Genomic DNA, 23,344 nt, shown 5'->3' with positions numbered 1-23,344 from the left:
GACTAAAAACGCGGTATTTACTGCTCGGAAAGCAGGAGCATTCCCGGCCACACCGCCAGCACCCGAACGCTGTCGCATACTGTAAAAATTCGCATACCCCAGACACGCCAACGCGGGAGCAAGCTCCCGCGCGGCGACATCCTACCAGTCACCGCTTGTGAGCGGTCAACCGGGCGACCAAGTTACTTCTGGTCTTTGACTTCTTCGAACTCGGCATCGACAACATCGTCGTGCTTGGCTTCAGGCTCTGCTTGCTGCGCAGCACCTTCAGCCGGCTGGCCTTGTTCGGCGTACATTTTCTGGGCCACTGGCGCGGACACCTTCGACAGCTCTTCAACCTTGGCTTCGATAGCGGCCTTGTCGTCGCCTTTGATAGCGGCTTCCAGGGCAACTACAGCGGCTTCGATTGCAGTTTTCTCTTCGGCAGTCACCTTGTCGCCAGCATCAGCGACCATTTTGCGCGTCGAGTGAACCAGCGCGTCACCCTGGTTACGGGAACCCGCCAGCTCGGCAAACTTGGCGTCCGCATCAGCGTTGGCTTCAGCATCACGAATCATCTGTTGAATTTCTTCATCAGACAGGCCGGAGTTGGCCTTGATGGTGATCTTCTGCTCTTTGCCGGTCGCCTTGTCTTTCGCGCCAACGTGCAGGATACCGTTGGCGTCGATGTCGAAGGTCACTTCGATCTGTGGCACGCCACGTGGGGCTGGTGGAATCTCGGCCAGGTCAAACTTGCCCAGGGATTTGTTCTGCGCAGCTTGCTTGCGCTCGCCTTGCAGCACGTGAATGGTCACGGCGCCCTGGTTGTCGTCGGCAGTCGAGAACACCTGGGATTTCTTGGTAGGAATCGTGGTGTTTTTCTCGATCAGCGCGGTCATCACGCCACCCATGGTTTCGATACCCAGAGTCAGCGGGCTGACGTCCAGCAGCAGCACGTCTTTCACGTCACCGGCCAATACCGCGCCCTGGATAGCAGCACCCATGGCAACCGCTTCGTCCGGGTTCACGTCTTTACGTGCTTCTTTACCGAAGAACTCGGTGACTTTCTGCTGCACCAGCGGCATACGGGTCTGGCCACCGACCAGGATCACGTCATTGATCGCGCCAACGTCGATACCGGCGTCTTTCAGTGCAATGCGGCATGGCTCGATGGTGCGCTGAACCAGGTCTTCAACCAGTGCTTCCAACTTGGCGCGCGAGATCTTCACGTTCAAGTGCTTAGGACCGGTAGCGTCTGCAGTGATGTACGGCAGGTTCACGTCGGTGGACATGCTCGACGACAGTTCGATCTTGGCTTTCTCAGCGGCTTCTTTCAGGCGCTGCATCGCCAGCGGGTCACCCTTGAGGTTCATGCCGCTTTCTTTCTTGAATTCGTCAACGAGGTAGTCGATCAGACGAATGTCGAAGTCTTCACCACCCAGGAACGTGTCGCCGTTGGTGGCCAACACTTCGAACTGGTGCTCGCCGTCAACTTCCGCGATCTCGATGACGGAGACGTCGAAAGTACCACCGCCCAGGTCATAAACGATCACAGTGTGGTCGCCTTTGGCCTTGTCCATACCGTAGGCCAGGGCCGCTGCGGTAGGTTCGTTAATGATACGTTTTACGTCAAGACCCGCGATGCGGCCGGCGTCTTTGGTTGCCTGGCGCTGGCTGTCGTTGAAGTAGGCCGGAACAGTGATGACCGCTTCGGTCACGGTTTCACCGAGGTAGTCTTCGGCAGTCTTCTTCATCTTTTTCAAGACTTCAGCCGAGATCTGCGGCGCGGACATCTTGTTGCCGTTCACTTCAACCCAGGCGTCACCGTTGTCGGCCTTGGCGATTTTGTAAGGCACCATCTTGATGTCTTTCTGTACGACTTCTTCGTCGAACTTACGACCGATCAGACGCTTCACCGCGTACAGGGTGTTGTGCGGGTTGGTAACGGCCTGACGCTTGGCCGACTGACCAACCAGGATCTCGCCATCGTTGGCGTAAGCGATGATCGACGGCGTGGTACGCGCGCCTTCAGCGTTTTCGATAACTTTGGCCTTGCCGTTTTCCATGACCGAGACGCACGAGTTGGTGGTCCCCAGGTCGATACCGATAATCTTGCCCATGTTTGACTCTCCCGAAACTTGAATTTGGTTGCCGCAGCAGTTGTGGCTAACTGCGGTAGCACTTAATCGCTTGACTTATAAATGGGGGCCTTGCGGCGGATTTCAAGCCTGCTCATCAATAGAAGGCGAAACGGGTGCGGGAGCCTTGCTCACCACCACCATCGCCGGGCGCAACAAGCGACCGTTGAGCAGATAACCCTTCTGGAATACCTTCAATACGCTGTTGGGCTCCAGGTCGTGGCTTTCCTGCATCGCCATCGCCTGGTGGTGCTCCGCGTTGAACGGCTCACCGCCGAGTGGATCGATGGCTTCCAACTGATAACGCTTCAGGGTGTCCTGGAACATTTTCAGGGTCAGTTCGATCCCCTCGCGCATCGGGCGGATGTTTTCGTCATCCGGATTGGACAATTCAAGGCCACGCTCCAGGCTGTCAATAATCGGCAGCAGGTCGTTGGCGAATTTTTCCAAGGCGAATTTGTGAGCCTTTTCTACGTCCTGCTCGGCACGGCGGCGGACGTTCTGCAGATCGGCGGCAACACGCAACGACTGATCCTGCGCTGCGGCCAATTGCTCTTCGAGCACTTGCACACGAGTACCCAGCTCATCACCGGCAGCCGAATTGGCGTCTGGCGTTTGCGTATCCTGCGTCTGTTCGTCAGCCATAGCTTTCTCCTTTCAAAATCATGCGCGAACTCAACTCGCGCTTCTGTTCCGGTATATGGGGCCACAATTTTCAGGTTCAAGGGCGCGGACGTTACCAAAAGTCTTTCGCATGTCTCGGATCATTTCCCGCCTCTACATTCCTTATTGAGCTAAAAAAAGCACCCGATCAAGCAAATCGAGCTAAGCGCCAGGATTGTCAGCCTCAAACAAAACACTGTATAAATAACCAGACCTAAAGCCTGGGAGCGGCCGTCATGCTCGTGCACCTGTCCGTACATAACTACGCCATCGTTGAACATCTGGATCTCGAACTGGATCGCGGCATGAGCGTAATCACAGGCGAGACCGGCGCCGGCAAGTCGATCATGCTCGACGCCCTGGGCCTGACGCTCGGGGACCGCGCCGACAGTGGCGTGGTGCGCCCCGGCGCCGACAAGGCCGACATCCTGGCCACATTCGATCTGGCGGATATTCCCGAGGCCGAGGCCTGGCTGGCCGAGCGCGACCTCAATAACGAAGGGCCGTGCATCCTGCGCCGGGTGATCACCGCCGAAGGACGCTCACGCGGCTACATCAACGGCACGCCCTGCCCCCTTGGCGACTTGAAAGCCCTGGGTGAACTGTTGATTGATATCCACAGCCAGCATGAGCACCAGTCCCTGCTGAAAACCGACACCCATCGCCGCTTGCTGGATGAGTACGCCGGCGCCACCGAACTTGCCCGCCAGGTCCACCTGGCCGCGCAACGCTGGCGCCAGACGCGCCAGGAACTGGAACGCCTTTCCAATTCCGGCGACGAGCAACGCGCTCGCCACCAACTGCTCAGCTATCAACTCGAAGAGCTTGAAAGCCTGGGCCTGGGCGAGACCGAACTGGAACAGCTTGAACAGGAACACAAGAACCTGACCAACGCCGAGACGCTGCTGGGTATCTGTCGCCAGGTGATCGAGCAATGCAGCGAAAGTGATTCCGGCAATGTGCTTAACGCACTGACCGCGAGCCTCAATCGCCTGTCCAGCGTGACTAACGCCTCCGGCTCACTGAGTGAAGCCACCACCCTGCTGACCAGCGCGCAGATCCAGGTGGAGGAAGCGGTGGGTGAATTGAACCGCTTCCTCGATCATTTCGATGCCGACCCGGCGCGCCTGCAGGTAATAGAAGAGCGCCTGGACACTATCTACACCCTGGCGCGCAAACATCGAATCCAGCCAACCGAAGTGGCGGCAGTGCAACAAAAGCTGCTGGATGAAATCGAGACCCTGAACGCGAACGACGAGTCCATTGAGCGCCTCGGCGAAGAACTCGCCTCCTTCGCCCGCCATTATCAGGAAAAGGCTCGTGAGCTGAGCGACCTTCGCCAACAGGCCGCTACCCGCCTGGCCGGTGCCGTGGAACAGGAAATCCAGCGCCTGGGCATGCCCGGCGGCCGCTTCACTATCGAGCTGCACGCCAATACCAGCCATGAACTGCAACCCCACGGACTGGAACAGGTGGAGCTGCTGGTCAGCGCCAACCCGGGGCAACCGCTCAAAGCCCTGGCAAAAGTCGCCTCCGGCGGTGAGCTGTCACGGATCAGCCTGGCGATCCAGGTCATCACGGCGCAAACCTCGCGCGTACCGACTCTGGTGTTCGATGAAGTGGACGTGGGCATTGGCGGACCGACTGCCGAAATTGTTGGCCAGTTGTTGCGCCGCCTGGGCGATCGGGGCCAGGTGCTGACGGTGACCCACTTACCGCAAGTGGCGGCCCAGGGGCATCAGCATTTGTTCGTGCACAAAGTGCGGGGCAGCGATGCGACGCGCACGGCCGTGTCCAAGCTGAACAAGTCGGAGCGCGTGGAAGAAGTGGCGCGGATGCTCGGCGGTATTGATTTGACCAAGGAGTCCCTGGCGCACGCGAAGAAGATGGTCGTAGCAGCGAAGGCCTGAGCGAGCATTTTCCCTCTTATATAAAGCACGAAGGCGACCCTAGGGTCGCCTTCGATCGTTGCGCAGAGCAAATCTGCGTCGTTTTTTACTTTTTCTTACGGATGTACAGCACCAGATTATGGTCGACCAAATCGAAGCCATGCTCCTCAGCGATCTTATGCTGCAGCGCTTCGATCTCAGGGCTGGTGAACTCGATAACCTCATTGGTATCCAGGTCAACCATGTGGTCGTGATGCCCGCCGTCGGCCAATTCAAACACTGCATGACCGCCGTCGAAATTATGACGAACCACCAGCCCTGCGGCTTCAAACTGGGTCAGGACACGGTAAACCGTGGCCAGGCCGACGTCTTCATTAGACTCCATCAGCGCCTTGTAAACGTCCTCGGCACTCATGTGGCGTTGCTCAGCAGAATCGAGCATTTGTAGAATCTTGACTCGGGGCAGAGTCACTTTGAGACCGGCTTTGCGTAGTTCGCTATTTTCAACCATGGTTAGCTTTCTCGCGGATGCTGCTTCGCAGCTTCTCTTAATACGGGTATGATCGGCGTTTACGTTGTCCCAGCCAAGATAGTGGAAGTCGCCCACCGATGCAAAACACCAAGCTCTTGCTAACCAGTTTCACCTTTGTGGGACTGCTCGCACTCGCCGGTTGTTCATTCCCCGGGGTTTACAAAATCGACATCCAGCAGGGCAATGTCGTCACGCAGGACATGATAGACCAGTTACGTCCGGGAATGACCCGACGGCAAGTAAGGTTTATCATGGGCAATCCCCTGCTGACCGACACTTTCCATGCCGATCGCTGGGATTATCTCTACAGCCTCCAGCCTGGCGGCGGTGAGCGCCAGCAGGAGCGCGTCAGTGTCATTTTCAATGGCAATGACCAGCTTGTCAGCCTGTCCGGTGACTTCATGCCCGGCGTAAGCCGCGATGAAGCGCTGTTGGGCAAGGACAGCGGCACCAGCGTGACCGCCCCTGCGCAGGAAGCCGAGAAGCCGAAATCCGAGGTGCCGGCCAAGCCAGGCTCCTTGCTGGACCAGATCCAGAAAGACGTCGATGGCGTGGAAACCGTGCCCGTCCCGACGCCACAGCCTCTGGACACCAGCCCGCAGTAACAAGGCAACACTCAACAAAAAGCCCGGCATGCCGGGCTTTTTGTTGTCTGAAGGATTTATGAGTTTTGCTGCCTGGTCTTCGCCGCCCTGGCCGCACGCTGCCGGCGTATTTCCTTGGGATCTGCCAGCAACGGCCGGTAGATCTCAATTCGATCACCTGGCTGCACAACACGCGCATCAGGGTCCGAAACCACCTTGCCGAAGATCCCCAGCGGGCAGTCAGCCAGCATCCATTGCGGAAACTGCTCAGCCATTCCCGACATTTGCACCGCCGCCCTCAGGCTCGTGCCCGCCGGAACCTTCACCTGCAATAAAACCTGGCGATCAACGGCGGCATGCACCACTTCAATCTCAACCATGCAGTTGCTTGGCCCGCTGGCAGAACGCATCCACCAGCGTATTCGCCGCCTGATTGAACAAAGGCCCCAATGTCGCGCGGACGATCGGCCCCGCGTAATCGAACGACAGATCCAGGCTGATCTTGCAGGCCTTGTCCGTCAGCGCCTTGAATACCCAGACCCCATGCAACTGGGTGAACGGGCCTTCCTGCAGATTCATCTCGATGGATTTTCCAGGCACCAGCACATTGCGCGTAACAAAATGCTGGCTAAGCCCACCCTTGGCTACGCCGACGCTGGCAACCATGTACCCGTCATCGCCCTCCAAAACCTCGGCAGTGGAGCACCACGGCAGGAATTCCGGGTAACGCGCGACGTCGTTGACCAGGTCATAGAGCGCCTGTGCGGGATACGGCAGCAGGGCCGAACGTTGAATATGCGTCGTCATGTGAGCGTTATTTCCACAGCTGAGCGGGCAAACATCGCGAAACAACAGCCAGATCCGCGAGAGAAAAAAACCAGAGAACTGCCCGCATTGTCCGGGATTCGTCCAACACGCTCAAGCACGCAGGTTGACCGTAGCCGACACGCTCGCAACTCCCTATAATGCCGCCCCTATGGCTAAACAAAAGAAACACCCAACAGGGACCATCGCGCAAAATAAAAAGGCGCGACACGATTACTTCATCGAACATCGGTTCGAGGCTGGTCTGGTCCTGGCCGGCTGGGAAGTAAAAAGTCTGCGTGCCAGCAAGCTGCAGCTGGTCGACAGCTATGTGCTGCTCAAGGATGGCGAGGCGTGGCTGCTGGGCAGTCATATCACCCCGCTGACCACCGCGAGCACTCATGTAATTGCCGACCCGGTGCGCACGCGCAAGCTGCTGCTCAATGCCCGCGAGCTGGAAAAACTCGCTGCGGCAGTGCAACAGAAAGGCTACGCCTGCATCTGCTTGTCCTGGTACTGGAGCAAGCACCTGGTCAAGTGCGAAATTGCGCTGGGCAAGGGCAAGAAGGAATACGACAAACGCGACACCGAACGCGAGCGCGACTCCAATCGCGAATTGCATCGCGCGGTGCGTAACAAAGGCAAGGAAGACTAACCTTGTGACGATGCAGCTTCGGGCGACTCGCCCGAGGCTACATGCCTTTACGTCGCTCCGCCCGAGCCACGCGCTGAACCTCCTGACGAACCTCCTCCAGCACTTCCTGCACATACAGCAGGTGACGCGTTGAGATATCCCGCGCCTGCTCGGCCCGCCCTTCAATAATTGCCAGGTACAAATCGCGATGCTGGCTGATCAGCATGTCGCGGGTCTCGGTGCGCTGTTGATACATGCCGCCAATGTTAGTCACCACGTTACGCTTGAGCAGATCGAACAGCCCGCGAATGGTGTGCAGCAGCACGGCGTTATGACTGGCCTCGGCAATGGCCAGGTGAAACCGCGCATCTGCCGCGCCCTCCTCCACTCGACTCACCTCATCGACGCGCGCGTAGCAATCCTGCAACGCCTCGAACGCCGCTGTCAGCCGCTCACGGTCCACTTCCGTTGCCCGTAACGCCGCGTAATAAGCACAGGAAGCCTCAAGCGTCTGGCGAAATTCCAGCAGGTCCCGCTGCGCTTCAGGATTGTTTTCCAGCAGATGCAACAAAGGGTCACTGAAGGTTGACCCCAGGGATTCCACCACATAGTTGCCACCGCCCTGACGACTGACCAACAACCCTTTGGCCGCCAGCTTCTGAATCGCTTCTCGCAGCGACGGGCGCGACACACCAAATTGTTCAGCCAATGCGCGCTCGGCCGGCAAGCGCTCGCCCGACTTCAGCGTGCCCTCAAGGATCATGCCCTCGAGCTGCTCGACAATATCGTCAGACAAACGGCGCTGACGCACCTGATCAAACCCCATAACCCGCTCTCCACCATCCCGACCACGCGCCGGGCTCTCTATTCTGGCCTATCGCCGCGCTCCCGGCACCTATCAGAACGCCTCGGATTATCCCGATCAGAACGCCGCACACCCACTCGTACGACCAAAGTTTCCTGGGCGGCAAATTGACACACCCCTGCCAAGCCTCTTAATCTAGCCCACAGCGACTGTAAATTGGTATTACCAATTATCCATAGCGTACAAACAACAACAATCAGGGGCCACCCCATATGCAAACCTGGCAACAGCTCTACAGCCCTCTTGGCAGTCTCGGTGTATCCGCACTGGCCGCCGTTATCCCCATCGTATTTTTCTTCCTGGCCCTGGCTGTATTCCGCCTCAAGGGGCACGTGGCCGGCAGCATCACGCTGGCGCTGTCGATCCTGGTGGCGATTTTCGCCTTCCAGATGCCGGTGGACATGGCCCTGGCCGCCGCCGGCTACGGCTTCGCCTATGGCTTGTGGCCGATTGCATGGATCATCGTGGCGGCGGTATTTCTCTACAAATTGACGGTCAAGAGCGGCCAGTTCGAAGTGATCCGCAGCTCAGTCCTGTCGATTACCGACGACCAGCGCCTGCAGGTACTGCTGATCGGCTTCTGCTTCGGCGCCTTCCTCGAAGGGGCGGCCGGTTTCGGTGCGCCCGTGGCCATTACCGCCGCGCTGCTGGTCGGCCTGGGTTTCAACCCGCTCTACGCCGCCGGCCTGTGCCTGATTGCCAACACCGCCCCGGTCGCCTTTGGTGCGCTGGGTATCCCGATCATTGTGGCGGGCCAGGTCACCGGCATCGACGCCTTCAAGATCGGCGCCATGACCGGTCGCCAACTGCCCCTGCTGTCACTGTTCGTGCCGTTCTGGCTGGTGTACATGATGGACGGCCTGCGCGGCGTTCGCGAGACCTGGCCCGCAGCCCTGGTGGCGGGCCTGAGCTTTGCCGTCACTCAGTACTTCACCTCCAACTTCATCGGCCCGGAACTGCCCGACATCACCTCGGCACTGGCCAGCCTGATCGCCCTGACTTTATTCCTCAAAGTCTGGCAACCCAAACGCAGCGCCGGCGCGCAGATTGCCGGCGCCACCTCGAGCACGGCGGTTACCGCCAGCGCCGGTGGCTTCGGTTTGCCGCGCAACACCCTGGTTTCGCCGTACAGCCTGGGGCAGATTTTCAAGGCGTGGTCGCCCTTCCTGATACTCACCGTGCTGGTGACCATCTGGACCCTCAAACCCTTCAAGGCGATGTTCGCCGCCGGCGGCTCGATGTACAGTTGGGTGTTCAACTTTGCGATCCCGCACCTCGACCAACTGGTAATCAAAGTCGCGCCGATCGTCACCAACCCCACCGCCATACCGGCGGTATTCAAGCTGGACCCGATTTCAGCAACAGGCACCGCGATTTTCTTCTCCGCGCTGATCTCGATGGTGGTATTGAAAATAGACGCCAAAACTGGTCTTACCACTTTAAAAGAGACCTTCTACGAGCTGCGCTGGCCGATCCTGTCCATCGGCATGGTGTTGGCCTTCGCCTTTGTCACCAACTACTCGGGCATGTCCTCGACCATGGCCCTGGTGCTGGCCGGCACCGGCGCGGCCTTCCCGTTTTTCTCACCGTTCCTCGGCTGGCTCGGCGTTTTCCTGACAGGCTCGGACACCTCGTCCAATGCACTGTTCAGCTCGTTGCAGGCCACCACCGCCCACCAGATCGGCGTCAACGACACCTTGCTGGTGGCGGCAAATACCAGTGGCGGCGTGACCGGCAAAATGATTTCGCCGCAATCGATCGCCGTGGCCTGTGCGGCGACTGGCCTGGTAGGCAAGGAGTCCGACCTGTTCCGCTTTACCCTTAAACACAGCCTGTTCTTCGCCACGATCGTCGGGCTGATCACCCTGGCACAGGCATATTGGTTCACCGGTATGCTGGTGCACTGAGACCTGCACGCAATAGGGTAAGAATCGACGCCGGACAACGGTTCCGGCGCCAGCTATTTCTGGAGGACCGATGAGCCTGCCTGCCGCATTCCTGAGCGACGTCGCACAACTGATCCCGAAGGATCGTCGTTTTGACGATCCACTTTCCACCCTCGCCTTCGGCACCGACGCCAGCTTTTACCGATTGATCCCACAGCTGGTGATACGCGTGGAGTCGGAAGACGAAGTCGTCACGCTGCTGCAACTGGCCCAGCGCGACCGCGTCGCCGTGACCTTTCGCGCAGCGGGCACCAGCTTGTCCGGCCAGGCCATCAGCGACTCGGTGCTGATCGTGCTGGGTGATCAGTGGAATGGCCGCGAAATTCGCGCGCAAGGCCTGCAGATCCGCCTGCAACCCGGCGTCATCGGCGCTCAGGCCAACGCCTGGCTGGCGCCATTCGGGCGCAAGATCGGGCCGGACCCGGCGTCGATCAACGCTTGCAAGATCGGCGGCATCGTTGCCAACAACGCCAGTGGCATGTGCTGCGGGACGGCGCAAAATACCTACCACACCCTGGCAGGCATTCGTCTGGTCCTGGCCGATGGCAGCCGCCTCGACACCGAAGACCCCGCCAGCATCCAGGCCTTCCGCCACACCCATGGCGCGCTGCTGGAACGTCTGGCCACACTGGGCCGCGAGACGCGGGCAAACGCCGAACTGGCGGCAAAAATCCGCCACAAATACCGTCTGAAAAATACCACCGGCCTGTCGCTGAATGCCCTGGTGGATTTCGATGACCCGCTGGATATCCTCAGCCATTTGCTGGTGGGGTCCGAGGGCACGCTGGGGTTTATCAGCGCCGTGACCTACGACACGGTGATCGATCACCCACACAAAGCCTCGGCACTCATCGTATTCCCGGACGTCGAGACCTGCTGCAACGCGGTCACCGTGCTGAAAACCCAGCCGGTGTCGGCCGTTGAGCTGCTGGACCGGCGCAGCCTGCGCTCGGTACAGAACAAACCGGGCATGCCGGCGTTCGTACAGCAACTGTCGGAAAATGCCTGCGCGCTGCTGATCGAATCCCGCGCCGCGTCTCCTTCATTACTGCATGAACAACTGGCGCTGATCATGGCCTCACTCGCCTCTTTTGCGGTGGAGAAGCAGGTCGACTTCACCGAAGACCCGCTGGAAAACGCCCGGCTCTGGGCGATTCGCAAGGACACCTTCCCTGCCGTAGGCGCCGTACGCAAAACCGGCACCACCGTGATCATCGAGGACGTCACCTTCCCGGTCGAGCAGCTGGCGATTGGCGTCAACCGTTTGATCGAACTGTTCGACAAACACCACTACGACGAAGCCATCCTTTTCGGACACGCACTGGAAGGCAATCTGCACTTCGTCTTCACCCAAGGCTTCAACAGCGCGGAAGAAGTCGCACGCTATCAAGCGTTCATGGACGACGTTGCACAGCTGGTGGCGGTTGAGTTCGGTGGCTCGTTGAAAGCCGAACACGGCACCGGTCGCAATATGGCGCCGTTCGTCGAACTGGAATGGGGCAGCGATGCCTATCAACTGATGTGGCAGCTCAAGCGCCTGCTCGACCCCAACGGCATCCTCAACCCGGACGTGGTGCTCAGCGAAGACTCGCAGATTCACCTCAAACACCTCAAGCCCCTGCCCGCCGCCGATGAGCTTGTGGATAAGTGCATCGAATGCGGGTTCTGCGAGCCGGTATGCCCGTCGAAAGGCCTGACCCTGAGCCCGCGCCAACGCATTGTGATCTGGCGCGACATCCAGGCCAAACAACGCGCCGGCGTCGATACCACCGAATTGGAAGCGGCCTATCACTACCAAGGCATCGACACCTGCGCCGCGACCGGGCTCTGCGCCCAACGCTGCCCTGTAGGCATCAATACCGGCGACCTGGTGAAAAAGCTGCGCAGCCGCGACGCCGACCGTACGAAAACCGCTGAATGGCTCGCCACCCATTTCGCCACCGCACTGCAAGGTGCGCGCTTTACCCTGCATGTCGCCAACGGCGCGCGCATGCTGCTGGGCGCCCCACGCCTGGCGAAGTTATCGGCCACCGTCACCCGGCTGTCCAAAGGGCAAGTCCCGCAGTGGACCAACGCCATGCCACAACCGGAAAAAGCCATTCGCTTCAGCCCGACCGTCACCGACGAGCGACCCCGGGTGGTCTACCTGGCGGCGTGCGTCTCACGCGCCATGGGCCCGGCAGCGGGGGATAAAGAGCAAATGTCGCTGTACGACAAAACCCGTGGCCTGCTGGAAAAAGCCGGTTACCAAGTGGTCTTTCCCGACCATCAGGACAACCTGTGCTGCGGCCAACCTTTCGCCTCCAAAGGCTATGCCGAACAGGCCGAACACAAGCGCCAGGAACTGATCGGCGCCCTGCTCCACGCCAGCCGTGGCGGCCTCGACCCGATCTATTGCGACACAAGCCCGTGCACCCTGCGCCTGACGCAAGACCTGGGCGAGACACGCCTGGACCTCTACGACCCCGTACGTTTCATCCGCACCCACCTCATGGACCGCCTCGACTTCACGCCGCAGGAGGCGCCCATTGCCGTCCATGTCACCTGCAGCACCCAGCACCTGGGTGAAAGCCAGGCGCTGATCGACCTCGCCCGACGCTGCGCCAGGACCGTCGTCATCCCCGAAGGCATTCACTGCTGCGGCTTTGCCGGCGACAAAGGCTTCACCACCCCGGAACTCAACGCCCACTCACTGCGCAGCCTCAAGGACGCGGTGCAACACTGCAGCGAAGGCATCTCCACCAGCCGCACCTGCGAGATCGGCCTGAGCCTGCACGGCGGCATCGATTATCACGGGCTGGTCTACCTGGTGGACCGCGTCACCCAGGCCCGCGCCCATTAAGCCCGCAAAATAAAACAGAACCCCTGCGCGCCGGTGTAGTCATCTGCATAGGCCTCGAGAAACGAGGCTCATCAGTGATGTCGCTGGCAGCCCCTCAACGCCAGCAGCGTCGAGCCCTTTGCGCAAGGAGATACCCTATGAAGCGTTCCGCTCTTGCTGGCTTGTTCATTACCGCTGCGATGCTGGCATCCCCTGCTTTTGCAGCCGGTGATAAAGACCTGTGCCAGATCAACCTGGACAAAATCAACAACGGTAAAGCCCTGCTGTCCACCGACACCAGTGGCAAAAGCGGCGAAATCGACACCGCCGTCGCCCAAGCCAAGGCAGCCCACGCGGCCGGTGATGACAAGAAGTGCATCGAAATCACCTCCAAGGCCCTGCAAGACCTGCAGAACAGCGAGAAAGGCGGTCAGTAAGCGATAGGGCCGACCTTCGGGTTGGCCTTTCGTGAAGGTTTGGCGTACACTGCACAAGCTTGTCACTCACTAGAAACAACGAGTTACAAGCACGGGGCCGTTTAGGATTCGACGCCGGTCGCGAAACTTTAGGTGCATGCCGAGTTGGTAACAGAACTCGTAAATCCACTGTTGCAACTTCTTATAGTTGCCAATGACGAAAACTACGGCCAGGAATTCGCTCTCGCTGCGTAAGCAGCCTTAGCCCTGAGCTTCTGGTACCTTCGGGTCCAGCAATCACCAGGGGATGTCTGTAAACCCAAAGTGATTGTCATATAGAACAGAATCGCCGTGCAGTACGTTGTGGACGAAGCGGCTAAAACTTACACAACTCGCCCAAAGCACCCTGCCCTTCGGGTCGCTGAGGGTTAACTTAATAGAAACGGCTACGCATGTAGTACCGACAGCGGAGTACTGGCGGACGGGGGTTCAAATCCCCCCGGCTCCACCAAATATGCCATACAAATCAAGCACTTAGCGTTTATCGCAAGTGCTTTTTTTGTGCCTGAATGGGTCGTTTTGGCTCCGGAATGACAGCTTAATGACAGCATATTTGCTGACACCACCAAACAGATCGAGATAAAGATTGATCTTGAGCGAATGGAGAGCGTGGCATTGTGACTACCGATGTAGTCTCAGGACTGGTATAGGTCGCGGTACATCAAAATGGTTGCAGCCTGCACACCGCGCTTTCGCTGGCCTGCTACGGCGGCATTGCGGCTGCTTTCCAAGAAATTAAGCCTGCTATAGAAACGCAGCGTCCCTTCACGGTTGATAGCATTAACCGTCAAAAGCCGTGCGGAGAACGGGGGCGTGAAGGATATACCCTGGATCAAATTGATGATTACCTCACCAATACCCCGGGACTGAAAGTCTTTTGCAACTGCGAGCTTTGTGATTTTCACTGCAGGAAAAAAATCTATTGCCGCCTGAAAAGGCAACCCTAACTCAGTCAGCTCAACCCCTTCCAGCCTTAAGCTATCGCAAGAAAGACTAAAAAAACCTACTGGGGAAGGGCACTGATCTAAGAAAACCACCGTAGTCGACGTAATACCGTGCTTAGCATACAACTTAGCGTCTTCCTTTAGGAAAACGTCAAGGTCAGCATCGCCCGAAGTAAATGAGTCCAAGATACCTTGATCAACATCATCAACAGGTGCAAGGATGAAGTCATCAAGATTCACTCAGGGCTCAATTCCGTTCGACGCTTCGCTTTTGAAAAGCTTTTTGAGCGGCCGACGCGTAGGAACAAAGCGTTGCTTTGCGCTCATGCGTAAGACCGACGGTACCCAACCGTGCGACGAGCGCGCGACTTTCGTCTGCTGAAAGTGCAGGCGAAGATTCAATGATTGGTTTAGCAGCCATGCTATAGCCTCTTTACGAGTAGTCGCGAGACCTCTCAGCCCTAAGGAGCGAGGAGATCAGGCAGGTTATGTCAGTGTATCTGCCGTGTAGACCGGATCTTGACCAGAAAATTCGGAAAACAATGCGTTTTTTAGCTCTCCGTAGGCTGGCGATTCAGCGCCAGCCTACGGAGAGCTGAAAATAATAGCAATACCTCTGCGGGCGGCGATCATAAACTATCCTCATCCTACTTGCATGAGCTTGTGCCTCCGTCTGTCAGATGGGGCCTTCCATTCCGATCAGGACTGCTGCCTGCAGATCTACGTGCTTATCATTTTTTAACTTTGGGCAAGAGCCCCACTAGCTAGACCCCACCAAGACATCAGGTAGGGCTCAGGCCTCCTAGATGCAGGTGATGCAGCAGTATGGGCTGGAAAGACGCATAGGCCACGAAACACTTGGCTTCCATATGTCTACTGTCTAAAACTTTAACGTTAGTTAGCTACGGCTTAGGTCAATAAATGCGAGGTAGCTAGAGGTGGATTTAGACGACAAGCCCATCGCCCTCCTTACACCATCTTGCCGTCAATCCTAACGCTGGCCTTGCCGCTGCCCGAGTTCGGAATCCATACCTCGACCCGCTTGCCCGATTCTGTAGTAACCGTGATGACCACGCTGGTGGGAGGCGGGCGTAGGTCATCGCCACATATCAATTCGACAACGTCCTCGCCTGAGGATTTGTCGTTAAGCGGATCCCACAAGTCGCCATTAACAAGTGGGGCAGTTACTTTGATCGACATCCAATATTCCCGTCCAGTGTGGTTGATGCCCTGAAGCTACCAGATGCGGGATGTCCCCTGATATTCCTGCATCTGCCAAGTACTGCGGAAGCTGCGCACTTGGATGAATTGGCATGAAGCATGCGTGCTTAAACAATGGCGAAAGCACAATACCCGCCACTACCAGTTCAGGATCCTAGAAGACTGAGAGCCTTACAGCGCGTTTAGGAGCGTCATCATGACAACAGCCGAAAAGCTGGGAGATGGGTCTGGTCACGACAAGGTCACAGAAAAGCGAATGGCCGAACTAGTGGGCACCACCCCGAAAGCCCTGCAACGGAAACGAGAGCGCAACGTCATCCCTGAGAATGTTTGGTCGAAAATCGACGGACGAATCATGTATAGCTATGGAAGTATGACGAATGGCTCGAGAGTCAATGGGGCTGTCCGCAGGAGCTGAGCGCGCCGCAAAACACATCCCCCTCAGGCACTCGGAAAAAAAAGAGCCCTTCTGCGACAACCTTTCCTTCCAAGAAAAACTGCATAGAGCCTCAGCAAAATAAGTTATACATTCTCAAATGAAGCAGCTAGCGAGGGAAGACAGAGTGCCCGTCTTTAAGCCCAATCAGCAGTTACGCCGCGACCTGAAAGAGGCTGCGGCCCTGCTCGTATGGGCTGGAGTGGATTTATTTGTAGTATCCGAGCGCATGCTGGCCGCCGGCGATGAGGAAGTCGCCCTGGAGATGCAGAGGATTGCAATCGGCCTTCAAGAATCAGAGGACAGGCTGGCGGGTTATGCGGATGAGGTGAAGGCGGGAAGAATTGTGCGGGATAGGTCCTGATTAAACCGATAATACCAAGGAGCGGCAATGCACAAAGACACCTGGCTAGACGACTGTCGCCAATGGTGCCAGCGGATAAAGTTCCTATCTGAAGATGTGGAGTGGTCCGAAAAACCCTCTCACAGCGGATGGCTCGAAGCCACAAGTGGCTTGCTGGATGATCGTCGCGTAACAATTCCCAACCTCTACTTCAAAGGCGAATTTCAGCCTGGGAGAATGGGAGAGCGCGTCAGCTATGGGCTCATGTACCGAGAGGGCAAGGAAAAGCGTCGCGTCTTCATGCTTGAAGTGTGGCCGGTGCATGAGCGGTCCCATAGAGAAAAAGGAATGGACATGTTCGGGCCTCATCTTCATCTTGGTGACGAGCGCTTGGCTCAAGTAACGAAAAAGGTCCGATCGTCGATCAGTGGGGCCACTGAGCGTAGATGGGTTGAGCGATTCGTACGACACGCTAGAATTATGAGCGTTAACGGTCGTTCAATATCGACTCCTTTCGATGACGATCTATTTGGGTAAGGGTATGTGCAGCATTGGATGCGGAGATTTTTTCTCAAAATCGGGGTGGCATTGCCAAACCGTCAATGTTGGTAGCGGTCCAGCTACTTACATCAGCACGCCTATAACATTGCCAGGAGGCAAGCCCCTTGATTTTTACCTGATCAAGCGAGGAAACCATATCGAATTTACCGATGACGGGATAACCATCTTCGCGCTTCGCTCGCTTGGATACGCTCTCGGCGACAAGAGAAACTGGAAAGGCCTTGAAAATCTCGGCGTACGCCACGGTTTTGAGCTGACCAGCGCCGGAGCCTTTGAATGCGTTTTCCCTGAGGGCGATCTCGATATTTGGGGGGCGAAGATTCTTCGGCTCATGGCGGCAATCGCTACATGGGAGGAAGACAGATTCTCCGAGGGAGATACCGACTTCTCATTGACTGAAGAGGTCGAGATGCTGCTTCGGGCTAAAGACCCGGAAAGAAAGCTGCTCAGGAATGCTGCTCTCCGCGTCGGCAAGATTGATGTAACCTTCGATTTTTTGTGGGGAGATACCTATGTTGACGCTGTCGCCCCGGTGCAACAGTCAATCAACGCTCGGCTTAGGAAGGCCGTGATCATCAATAAATCCGAAGAGCCAGTTGATGTATTGTTCATCGTTGATGATCGGGACAAGAAACAAAAAGCCGAGGACGAAATCAATGTTCTCGGCGGGCTGTCCCCAACGATACTGTTCAGCGACTTTCAGGCACATTACAGTTCCGCTGTCCACTGACTCAAGCCCGGCCCAGCGCCGGGCTTCTAGTATCTGCCATGCCCGAACTGAATCCATAGCCCGCCACCGATCTGGTATTTCTTTGTCAGCAATTTGATCTGGCCGGTTGCACTTGCCTGGTCTACGCTCAGCGCACCACAGATGGAGACACAGCAATGCCCTCCCCTGAGTATTCCCTCCCTGACGTCCTAGAGCGCATCTACGAGAACCAGCTCGCCCTTGAGGCAGCCATTATGGAAATTACTTTGTGGGCGAAAGACAGCGACACCACAAACATGGGCGAGAACATCCGTGGCGCGCTGGAGACAATTGGAGAGAACGCCGGGCACAAAAAGCAAGGCTTAGCCCGATTACAGCGGAACGCTGACAGATAGCAAAAGCAGTTGGTAATTAAAAGCTTATTGATTAGTGGATACCCGAGCTTAACACTCATAAGTAATTGAACAATTAAACCAATGGACACCAAATGAAAACTAGCAAACTCTTAACATTCATTACCTCATTCATACTTTCGATCAATTGTTTCGCGTCAGAACCAAATGGAAATTACCGTTTTAGCTATGAGGCAAATCTTGAGCGGATCAATAGTACACATATTAATAATGAAAAAATAGAACCAAGCTTTTTTATTGTGGCTGTAGATGGCCACTCTGGGATGCTGGCGCATCACGATAATAGCGCAATTATTGAGCAATATCAGGAAGGTAAGAGAACTATCACTCGCGTCGCTCCGCAGAAATATGGTTATCGTTTGATGATTGCCCCGGAACCCCAGAATCCTGGGCAATTCGAGAAAGAAGGTCGTATCAATTCAACTGTTAGTTTCGACCATAGCGTTAAGGGCCAGGATGGGAAGGCTAGCCTTCGTTCAATAAACAAGACGGTATCCCTTTCACTTGGTGAAACTGTCGAATTGGAGTGGGTCAACGAGGGACAAAAGTATCGTCTAATAGTAAAATTACTCGGCGTTCACCCGATCATTCAATAGTCGTTTTTTTGGCGACACCCGAATAGATGAAGGTAGCGCTAAAAGACAGGTATGGCGCCACATATATAATTAGACGACTTCCCTTCATCTCTTTTCTCTTTGGCCCAAGTCCTCATTGACGGTGACGGCTTCGTACGCATTACCATCTAATGCGCTGACGGTAAGGTGGGCATTTACGACTGGCGGCTCTAGGTGCTATACCAAGGCGAGCCTGCCGAAATTTTCGAATGGTTCAAAGTCGGAAGCGCCGTGGGAAATCCAAGGAACAATGACTGCGCAATAGTCAACCCATTATAAAATTAAAGCGATCAGTGTCTAAAATGAATCTGCCTTCACCGCCTCAATCTAGGAGTTTAAATTGAGATCAAGCTGGCTAAAAAAATCAACACCAACAGAGCTTATAAATATAATACGTAAAAATTTTAGTGTCACGCCTGACGGTAGAACGGGCTACAACATGGAGTCCACATTCTACTTCGACGCACTTTTTAGTCTTATTACCCACCACCACGACCTCGACAACGAAACACTTTACTTATATTTTAAGAGCTCTTTAATCTGCTGCTTCGAAAAAAACAAGATTCAGAAGCCAGATGAAATACTTAGAGAGTTTGACAGGGCAGTAAACACAAGCAAATCCAAAATTAAAACATTCATACTAGTCACTTCAATAAACGTCAAAAAAATTTACCATACCCCAAGAAAAACCGTACATAATTGCATTATAAGCTTTCATAACATTATCCCAAAAAAATACGCATCCTCAAGATCAAAGCAAATCGAAAGTCAATCTGGCCATGACTTTTCCGAGCAGGAAAATTTTACTTTCGTCACAATAACTACAAAGGCGATAAACCCAGAGCATGCCTTCAGGAATGCTATGAAGTCGATGGACATCGTCAGGTCTTTATTGCAAGTAGGATTCGTTAAAAACATGCAACTTCTTTCAAACAACAAAGAACACGAGTATCCGACAAAAAGCATAATTCAATATGGGCAAGCTCACACACTACACTTTCCAAACGGAAAGTCAGCAAGCGATAATTTTTGGTACGAGCCTAACTATAAAAAAACAAATGCAATTTCCTTAAGATCTCCTGAAAGGACTTACAAAGAACTATCGCACAGACTGCGTCAACTTAATAAATCCCCCTATTATGAGCACTGCCTATCTATAATTACCAGCTATGCAGATGCGACAGACAGCAAAGACACTGAGTTAAGATTCATGAAACTATGGGTAACCTTAGAAAAACTTACTATCACCGACAACTCTGAAAAAATAGCAAAAAGAGTGGCATTCTTCTATGAGGAAAGAGCTTTACACGAAAGGCTAATGGAGTCTTTACGCTGTTCTCGAAACACACACATCCATGGTGGCAACAAGCCGATTAATATAGAACAAAAAAACTTTCAACTATGCAAAATAATTGATCACCTGATAAAATTCACACTAGCCAATGCATTCAAGCTGTCTAGCCGCCAAGAAATACAAGATCTGATCTCGTTTCCAACTGAGAGCAAAAATTTAAAATCTCAAATCGCATCACTTAAAATGGTTCAAAAATTCATTGGTGAATAACTCAAGAGAGCACATTCTCATTACTCTCAACACCAACGGATTCAGGGCATTTACCATTGAGTTCAAATGCCCCCGGCCCACCAATTGAAACCAGTGAAGTCCGCCCAGTGCGGGCTTCGCTGTATCTGGAGTACCGAATATTGCTGAAAATCGCTATGGATGAATGCCGATATTGGTGCGTCTCAGCAGCTTTTCATCAACACCTCCCCCGGCGTCCTGCCGACCGAACACCAATGGGACAGCGTTAGTCCCCTCTGAAAAGTGCTGCTGCTCTATCTGCAAACAAACGAACAGGGTGAAGAAAAGGACGCTGGTCGGTGGGCATGAGGGTCGCCGCGTCCAACTGAGCTATGCCCGCCGACAAGCACTGGAAGACCTGTTTGTAGCCGGCCCATTTTGCCACGCTCAAAGGATATAGCGAACGCTGGCGAGCAATTCGGCCAGCACACAGCATATGAGAGAAAAACACAAAAAAACCCGCGCAAACAACAAAAACTCCTACAATCCAAGGTCGGTTTTCCTACACATTTTTTGCCCCCACTAAATAATACCCAAGAGATAGCACAGTGAGTGACTCAGACAGCTCATCCGCGCCACTGGTTGACGTAGTGAAGCTTGCCGCATCCCTTCAGCGTTTCGCAGATGACCGCGACTGGCAGCAGTTCCACTCCCCAAAAAATCTCATCTTAGCGCTCACTGGCGAGGTAGGAGAACTGTGCGAGATTTTCCAATGGATGAGCGATGCCGATTCGCTCTCCGTAGCTAAAGATCCCGAAATCGGCCTAGCCGTAAAAGACGAATTGGCGGACGTACTGATGTACCTGGTTCGCCTGAGCAGCGTACTCGGCGTTGATCTCAACGAAGCGGTGACACGGAAACTCACCTCGAACGGCCAGAAGTACCCCGTGGATAAAGCCAAAAGCAGCAGCAAAAAGTACGACCGACTCTGAACAACTCGAACCTAAGGACAGCCCGTGATCGTCTACGCTGCGACCAAACAGCAATTTCTTAAAGACAACGATAACGATGACATTGAGGAGGTGATCCTCAGGCATTTCAAGGAAGCCACCGGCAAGACCGTTGGCAAGTCGGAAATCAGGTCTTGGCAAGGATCTCTAATGTATATGGCCAAGGTCCTTAGGGATGAAGGCCTGCCGAGCGACGCGGGCCTGGCCATTGAGCTGCACATTCCGCAGTCGTCGAAGCGCATCGATTTTCTGCTCACAGGTCGCGACGAAAATCAGGCAAAAAAAGCCGTCTTGATCGAATTAAAGCAATGGAGCAAGGCGAGCGCCACTACCAAGGATGCCATCGTCAAAACGGCATTGGGTGGTGGCCTCGTTGAGACCATTCACCCGTCCTATCAAGTATGGTCATACGCCGCGCTGCTGGAGGGTTTCAACGAGGCGGTGTATGACAAAAGCATCGAGATCCGTCCGTGTGCCTACCTTCATAACTACGTCAGCGACGGCATCATCGACTCAGCTCACTACGAGCCCCACATCAGCAAAGCGCCACTGTTCCTGAAAGGGCCGGAGGAGCTCACCAAACTTAGAAGCTTCCTGAAAAAGCATATTGCTCACGGCGACAACAAAGAGGTTCTCTACGAACTGTCCGATGGGAAAATCCGTCCGTCCAAAGCGCTAGCCGAAGCCCTCGAAGGGCTGATGACAGGCAAGCCAGAGTTCGTATTGATTGACGATCAAAAAGCAATTTTTGAATCAGCGCTTGCGGCAGCAAGCGAAGCCTCGGACCAGGCACCACAGGTGCTGATCATTGAGGGGGGGCCGGGCACCGGGAAAACTGTTCTGGCTATCAATTTGCTGGTGAGGCTCACAGAATTGAGGCTGTTAAGCAAATATGTCTCGAAGAATGCCGCCCCACGCAAGGTCTACGAAAGCAAACTGGTTGGCACCATCAAACGCAGCCATTTCTCGAATTTCTTTTCAGGCTCTGGGGCGTTCATCGACACTGAGCCCAATACATTCGATGCGCTTATCGTGGACGAAGCTCACCGGCTGAATGAGAAAAGCGGGCTTTATGGGAACCTTGGCGAAAACCAGATCAAGGAGCTGATTGAATCAGCGAAATGCACAACTTTCTTCATCGATGAAGACCAACGTGTGACCCTGAGCGACATAGGCAGCAAGCAGGCTATACGCGCCTTTGCCGAAGCCAAGGGGGCTGTGGTCGAGGAATATGTGCTGTCTTCACAGTTTCGCTGCAGCGGTTCTGACGGTTACATGGCATGGCTGGATGACGTCCTTGGCATTCGCTCGACAGCAAATCCGACGCTCGACACCTCGGAGTACGAGTTCAAGGTGTTCGACTCGCCTCAGGCATTGCATGACGCCATTGACGAGAAAAACCATGGAAACAAGGCTCGTGTGGTCGCGGGCTATTGCTGGCCTTGGTTGAGCAAGAAAGACCCCACCGCAACTGATATCGTCATTGGTGACTACAAACGCCAATGGAACCTGGATCAGGATGGCAGCCTATGGATCATCGCTGAGAACTCCATCGAACAGGTTGGCTGCATTCATACCTGCCAGGGTTTGGAAGTCGACTACATCGGGGTGATCATCGGGCCAGACCTAGTCGTACGTGACGGTAAGGTAGTGACATCCCCGGATGAGCGCGACAAGCACGATAAATCAATTCGCGGCTGGAAAAAAATGATGAAAGAGCAACCTACCCTCGCGAAAAAAGAAACAGACGTGATCATCAAAAATACATACCGAACCCTGATGACACGCGGGATGAAGGGTTGCTACCTGTACTGCACAGACAAAGAGACTGCGCAATACTTCGAGAGTCGGCTTAACCAGCACAGCAATTATTGACGCTGTCGTTTGCTAGGAGCCCCTGTACGTGCGGCGAGTGGGGACATCGTACGCGCAGGGGCATCAATCAACAGCGCGACCATTTGCTTGATAGATTCGATCCCGATTCGTTTATCGGGCGGAGCTCAAAAAGCACCGTCCATCGGAATCCAGACCACGCAGCGTTCCAACTGGTATTCCAAGCAAGTTGACCAATAAATTATTAACCGGAAAAAACAGATAGATACCGATTTTTTTCAAATTACCCCGGTATTTCAAAGCATCGACAAAACCCGCCTAGTGCGGGTCTTGTTGTTTCTAGGGTTCAAAAGCTCCGCTGGCAAACCTTCAGAATTTTCCCACAAAAACTCGCGCCATCCATGAAC

Annotated in this window: 22 protein-coding genes and 1 other RNA gene; 15 read left to right on the top strand and 8 right to left on the bottom strand. The window is 55.0% G+C overall.

Annotated elements, in window-relative coordinates; genetic code table 11:
• Positions 1 to 182: 182 nt before the first annotated feature.
• Positions 183 to 2,099: a molecular chaperone DnaK gene (dnaK, locus tag J1G34_RS19635; RefSeq protein ID WP_222994521.1), complete on the bottom strand. Its 1,917-nt coding sequence runs from the start codon at positions 2,097 to 2,099 to the stop codon at positions 183 to 185.
• Between the two features lie 102 nt (positions 2,100 to 2,201).
• Positions 2,202 to 2,762 (bottom strand): nucleotide exchange factor GrpE, encoded by a 561-nt coding sequence (grpE, locus tag J1G34_RS19630; RefSeq protein ID WP_065883931.1) that lies wholly within the window; start codon positions 2,760 to 2,762, stop codon positions 2,202 to 2,204.
• A 254-nt stretch (positions 2,763 to 3,016) separates the two neighbouring features.
• On the opposite strand from grpE, the gene recN reads away from it, so the two are divergent.
• Positions 3,017 to 4,690 carry a DNA repair protein RecN gene (gene recN, locus J1G34_RS19625; RefSeq protein ID WP_222994520.1) on the top strand — a complete coding sequence of 558 codons (1,674 nt, stop codon included), beginning with the start codon at positions 3,017 to 3,019 and terminating at the stop codon, positions 4,688 to 4,690.
• Positions 4,691 to 4,775: 85 nt separating this feature from the next.
• Here recN and fur read toward each other — a convergent pair whose 3' ends face one another.
• Entirely contained in the window at positions 4,776 to 5,180 is a 405-nt protein-coding gene (gene fur, locus J1G34_RS19620; protein ID WP_003194220.1) for a ferric iron uptake transcriptional regulator, read from the bottom strand.
• A gap of 98 nt (positions 5,181 to 5,278) precedes the next feature.
• On the opposite strand from fur, the gene J1G34_RS19615 reads away from it, so the two are divergent.
• A complete protein-coding gene (locus tag J1G34_RS19615) occupies positions 5,279 to 5,806 on the top strand; it encodes an outer membrane protein assembly factor BamE (protein WP_057725005.1) in 528 nt (175 codons plus the stop codon).
• A 56-nt stretch (positions 5,807 to 5,862) separates the two neighbouring features.
• Here the strand turns inward: J1G34_RS19615 and J1G34_RS19610 are convergent, their stop codons facing one another.
• Both J1G34_RS19610 and J1G34_RS19605 read right to left on the bottom strand, forming a co-directional pair.
• The gene (locus tag J1G34_RS19610) at positions 5,863 to 6,165 is read right to left on the bottom strand and encodes an RnfH family protein (RefSeq protein ID WP_122461932.1); all 303 of its coding nucleotides are present in this window, start codon (positions 6,163 to 6,165) and stop codon (positions 5,863 to 5,865) included.
• Entirely contained in the window at positions 6,158 to 6,592 is a 435-nt protein-coding gene (locus J1G34_RS19605) for a type II toxin-antitoxin system RatA family toxin (protein WP_065883925.1), read from the bottom strand. The genes J1G34_RS19610 and J1G34_RS19605 overlap by 8 nt, the downstream gene beginning before the upstream one ends.
• A gap of 169 nt (positions 6,593 to 6,761) precedes the next feature.
• Between J1G34_RS19605 and smpB the strand changes: the two genes are divergently transcribed.
• Positions 6,762 to 7,244 (top strand): SsrA-binding protein SmpB, encoded by a 483-nt coding sequence (gene smpB / locus J1G34_RS19600; protein WP_003235073.1) that lies wholly within the window; start codon positions 6,762 to 6,764, stop codon positions 7,242 to 7,244.
• Positions 7,245 to 7,281: 37 nt separating this feature from the next.
• Here the strand turns inward: smpB and J1G34_RS19595 are convergent, their stop codons facing one another.
• Positions 7,282 to 8,049 carry a GntR family transcriptional regulator gene (locus tag J1G34_RS19595; protein WP_065897594.1) on the bottom strand — a complete coding sequence of 256 codons (768 nt, stop codon included), beginning with the start codon at positions 8,047 to 8,049 and terminating at the stop codon, positions 7,282 to 7,284.
• A gap of 251 nt (positions 8,050 to 8,300) precedes the next feature.
• Between J1G34_RS19595 and J1G34_RS19590 the strand changes: the two genes are divergently transcribed.
• The 4 genes from J1G34_RS19590 (at position 8,301) to ssrA (ending at position 13,782) form a co-directional block, all read left to right on the top strand.
• On the top strand, positions 8,301 to 9,995 hold the full coding sequence (locus J1G34_RS19590; RefSeq protein ID WP_222994519.1) for a lactate permease LctP family transporter: 1,695 nt from the start codon (positions 8,301 to 8,303) through the stop codon (positions 9,993 to 9,995).
• Between the two features lie 70 nt (positions 9,996 to 10,065).
• Positions 10,066 to 12,876, top strand: coding sequence for an FAD-binding and (Fe-S)-binding domain-containing protein (locus J1G34_RS19585; protein WP_222994518.1), 2,811 nt, complete (start codon positions 10,066 to 10,068; stop codon positions 12,874 to 12,876).
• 137 nt (positions 12,877 to 13,013) lie between these two features.
• Positions 13,014 to 13,292, top strand: a complete 279-nt coding sequence (locus J1G34_RS19580) for a hypothetical protein (RefSeq protein ID WP_065883919.1) — start codon at positions 13,014 to 13,016, stop codon at positions 13,290 to 13,292.
• 93 nt (positions 13,293 to 13,385) lie between these two features.
• Positions 13,386 to 13,782: a transfer-messenger RNA gene (gene ssrA / locus J1G34_RS19575) on the top strand.
• Between the two features lie 184 nt (positions 13,783 to 13,966).
• On the opposite strand, the gene J1G34_RS19570 is transcribed toward ssrA, so the two are convergent.
• Positions 13,967 to 14,515, bottom strand: a complete 549-nt coding sequence (locus J1G34_RS19570; protein WP_222994517.1) for a GNAT family N-acetyltransferase — start codon at positions 14,513 to 14,515, stop codon at positions 13,967 to 13,969.
• A 729-nt stretch (positions 14,516 to 15,244) separates the two neighbouring features.
• Positions 15,245 to 15,475 (bottom strand): hypothetical protein, encoded by a 231-nt coding sequence (locus tag J1G34_RS19565; protein WP_222994516.1) that lies wholly within the window; start codon positions 15,473 to 15,475, stop codon positions 15,245 to 15,247.
• A 584-nt stretch (positions 15,476 to 16,059) separates the two neighbouring features.
• On the opposite strand from J1G34_RS19565, the gene J1G34_RS19560 reads away from it, so the two are divergent.
• From J1G34_RS19560 to J1G34_RS19525, 8 genes are all read left to right on the top strand, one after another.
• On the top strand, positions 16,060 to 16,296 hold the full coding sequence (locus J1G34_RS19560; protein ID WP_222994515.1) for a hypothetical protein: 237 nt from the start codon (positions 16,060 to 16,062) through the stop codon (positions 16,294 to 16,296).
• A gap of 27 nt (positions 16,297 to 16,323) precedes the next feature.
• Positions 16,324 to 16,812: a hypothetical protein gene (locus J1G34_RS19555; RefSeq protein WP_222994514.1), complete on the top strand. Its 489-nt coding sequence runs from the start codon at positions 16,324 to 16,326 to the stop codon at positions 16,810 to 16,812.
• On the top strand, positions 16,793 to 17,566 hold the full coding sequence (locus J1G34_RS19550; RefSeq protein ID WP_169994967.1) for a DUF1828 domain-containing protein: 774 nt from the start codon (positions 16,793 to 16,795) through the stop codon (positions 17,564 to 17,566). Before J1G34_RS19555 ends, J1G34_RS19550 begins: the two co-directional genes overlap by 20 nt.
• A gap of 155 nt (positions 17,567 to 17,721) precedes the next feature.
• Complete coding sequence (locus J1G34_RS19545) at positions 17,722 to 17,940, top strand: hypothetical protein (protein ID WP_222994513.1); 219 nt, start codon at positions 17,722 to 17,724, stop codon at positions 17,938 to 17,940.
• Positions 17,941 to 18,032: 92 nt separating this feature from the next.
• A complete protein-coding gene (locus tag J1G34_RS19540; RefSeq protein WP_222994512.1) occupies positions 18,033 to 18,554 on the top strand; it encodes a hypothetical protein in 522 nt (173 codons plus the stop codon).
• An 880-nt stretch (positions 18,555 to 19,434) separates the two neighbouring features.
• On the top strand, positions 19,435 to 20,136 hold the full coding sequence (locus tag J1G34_RS19535; RefSeq protein ID WP_222994511.1) for a hypothetical protein: 702 nt from the start codon (positions 19,435 to 19,437) through the stop codon (positions 20,134 to 20,136).
• A 566-nt stretch (positions 20,137 to 20,702) separates the two neighbouring features.
• Positions 20,703 to 21,086: a nucleotide pyrophosphohydrolase gene (locus J1G34_RS19530; protein ID WP_222994510.1), complete on the top strand. Its 384-nt coding sequence runs from the start codon at positions 20,703 to 20,705 to the stop codon at positions 21,084 to 21,086.
• Positions 21,087 to 21,110: 24 nt separating this feature from the next.
• Positions 21,111 to 22,979, top strand: coding sequence for a DNA/RNA helicase domain-containing protein (locus J1G34_RS19525; RefSeq protein WP_222994509.1), 1,869 nt, complete (start codon positions 21,111 to 21,113; stop codon positions 22,977 to 22,979).
• Positions 22,980 to 23,344: the final 365 nt, after the last annotated feature.

The organism is Pseudomonas sp. Wu6 (assembly GCF_019891515.1).
GTDB classification, from domain to species: Bacteria; Pseudomonadota; Gammaproteobacteria; order Pseudomonadales; family Pseudomonadaceae; genus Aquipseudomonas; species Aquipseudomonas orientalis_A.
The sequence above is the reverse complement of the archived record's forward strand: the minus strand, read 5'-3'. Positions and strand labels throughout refer to the sequence as shown.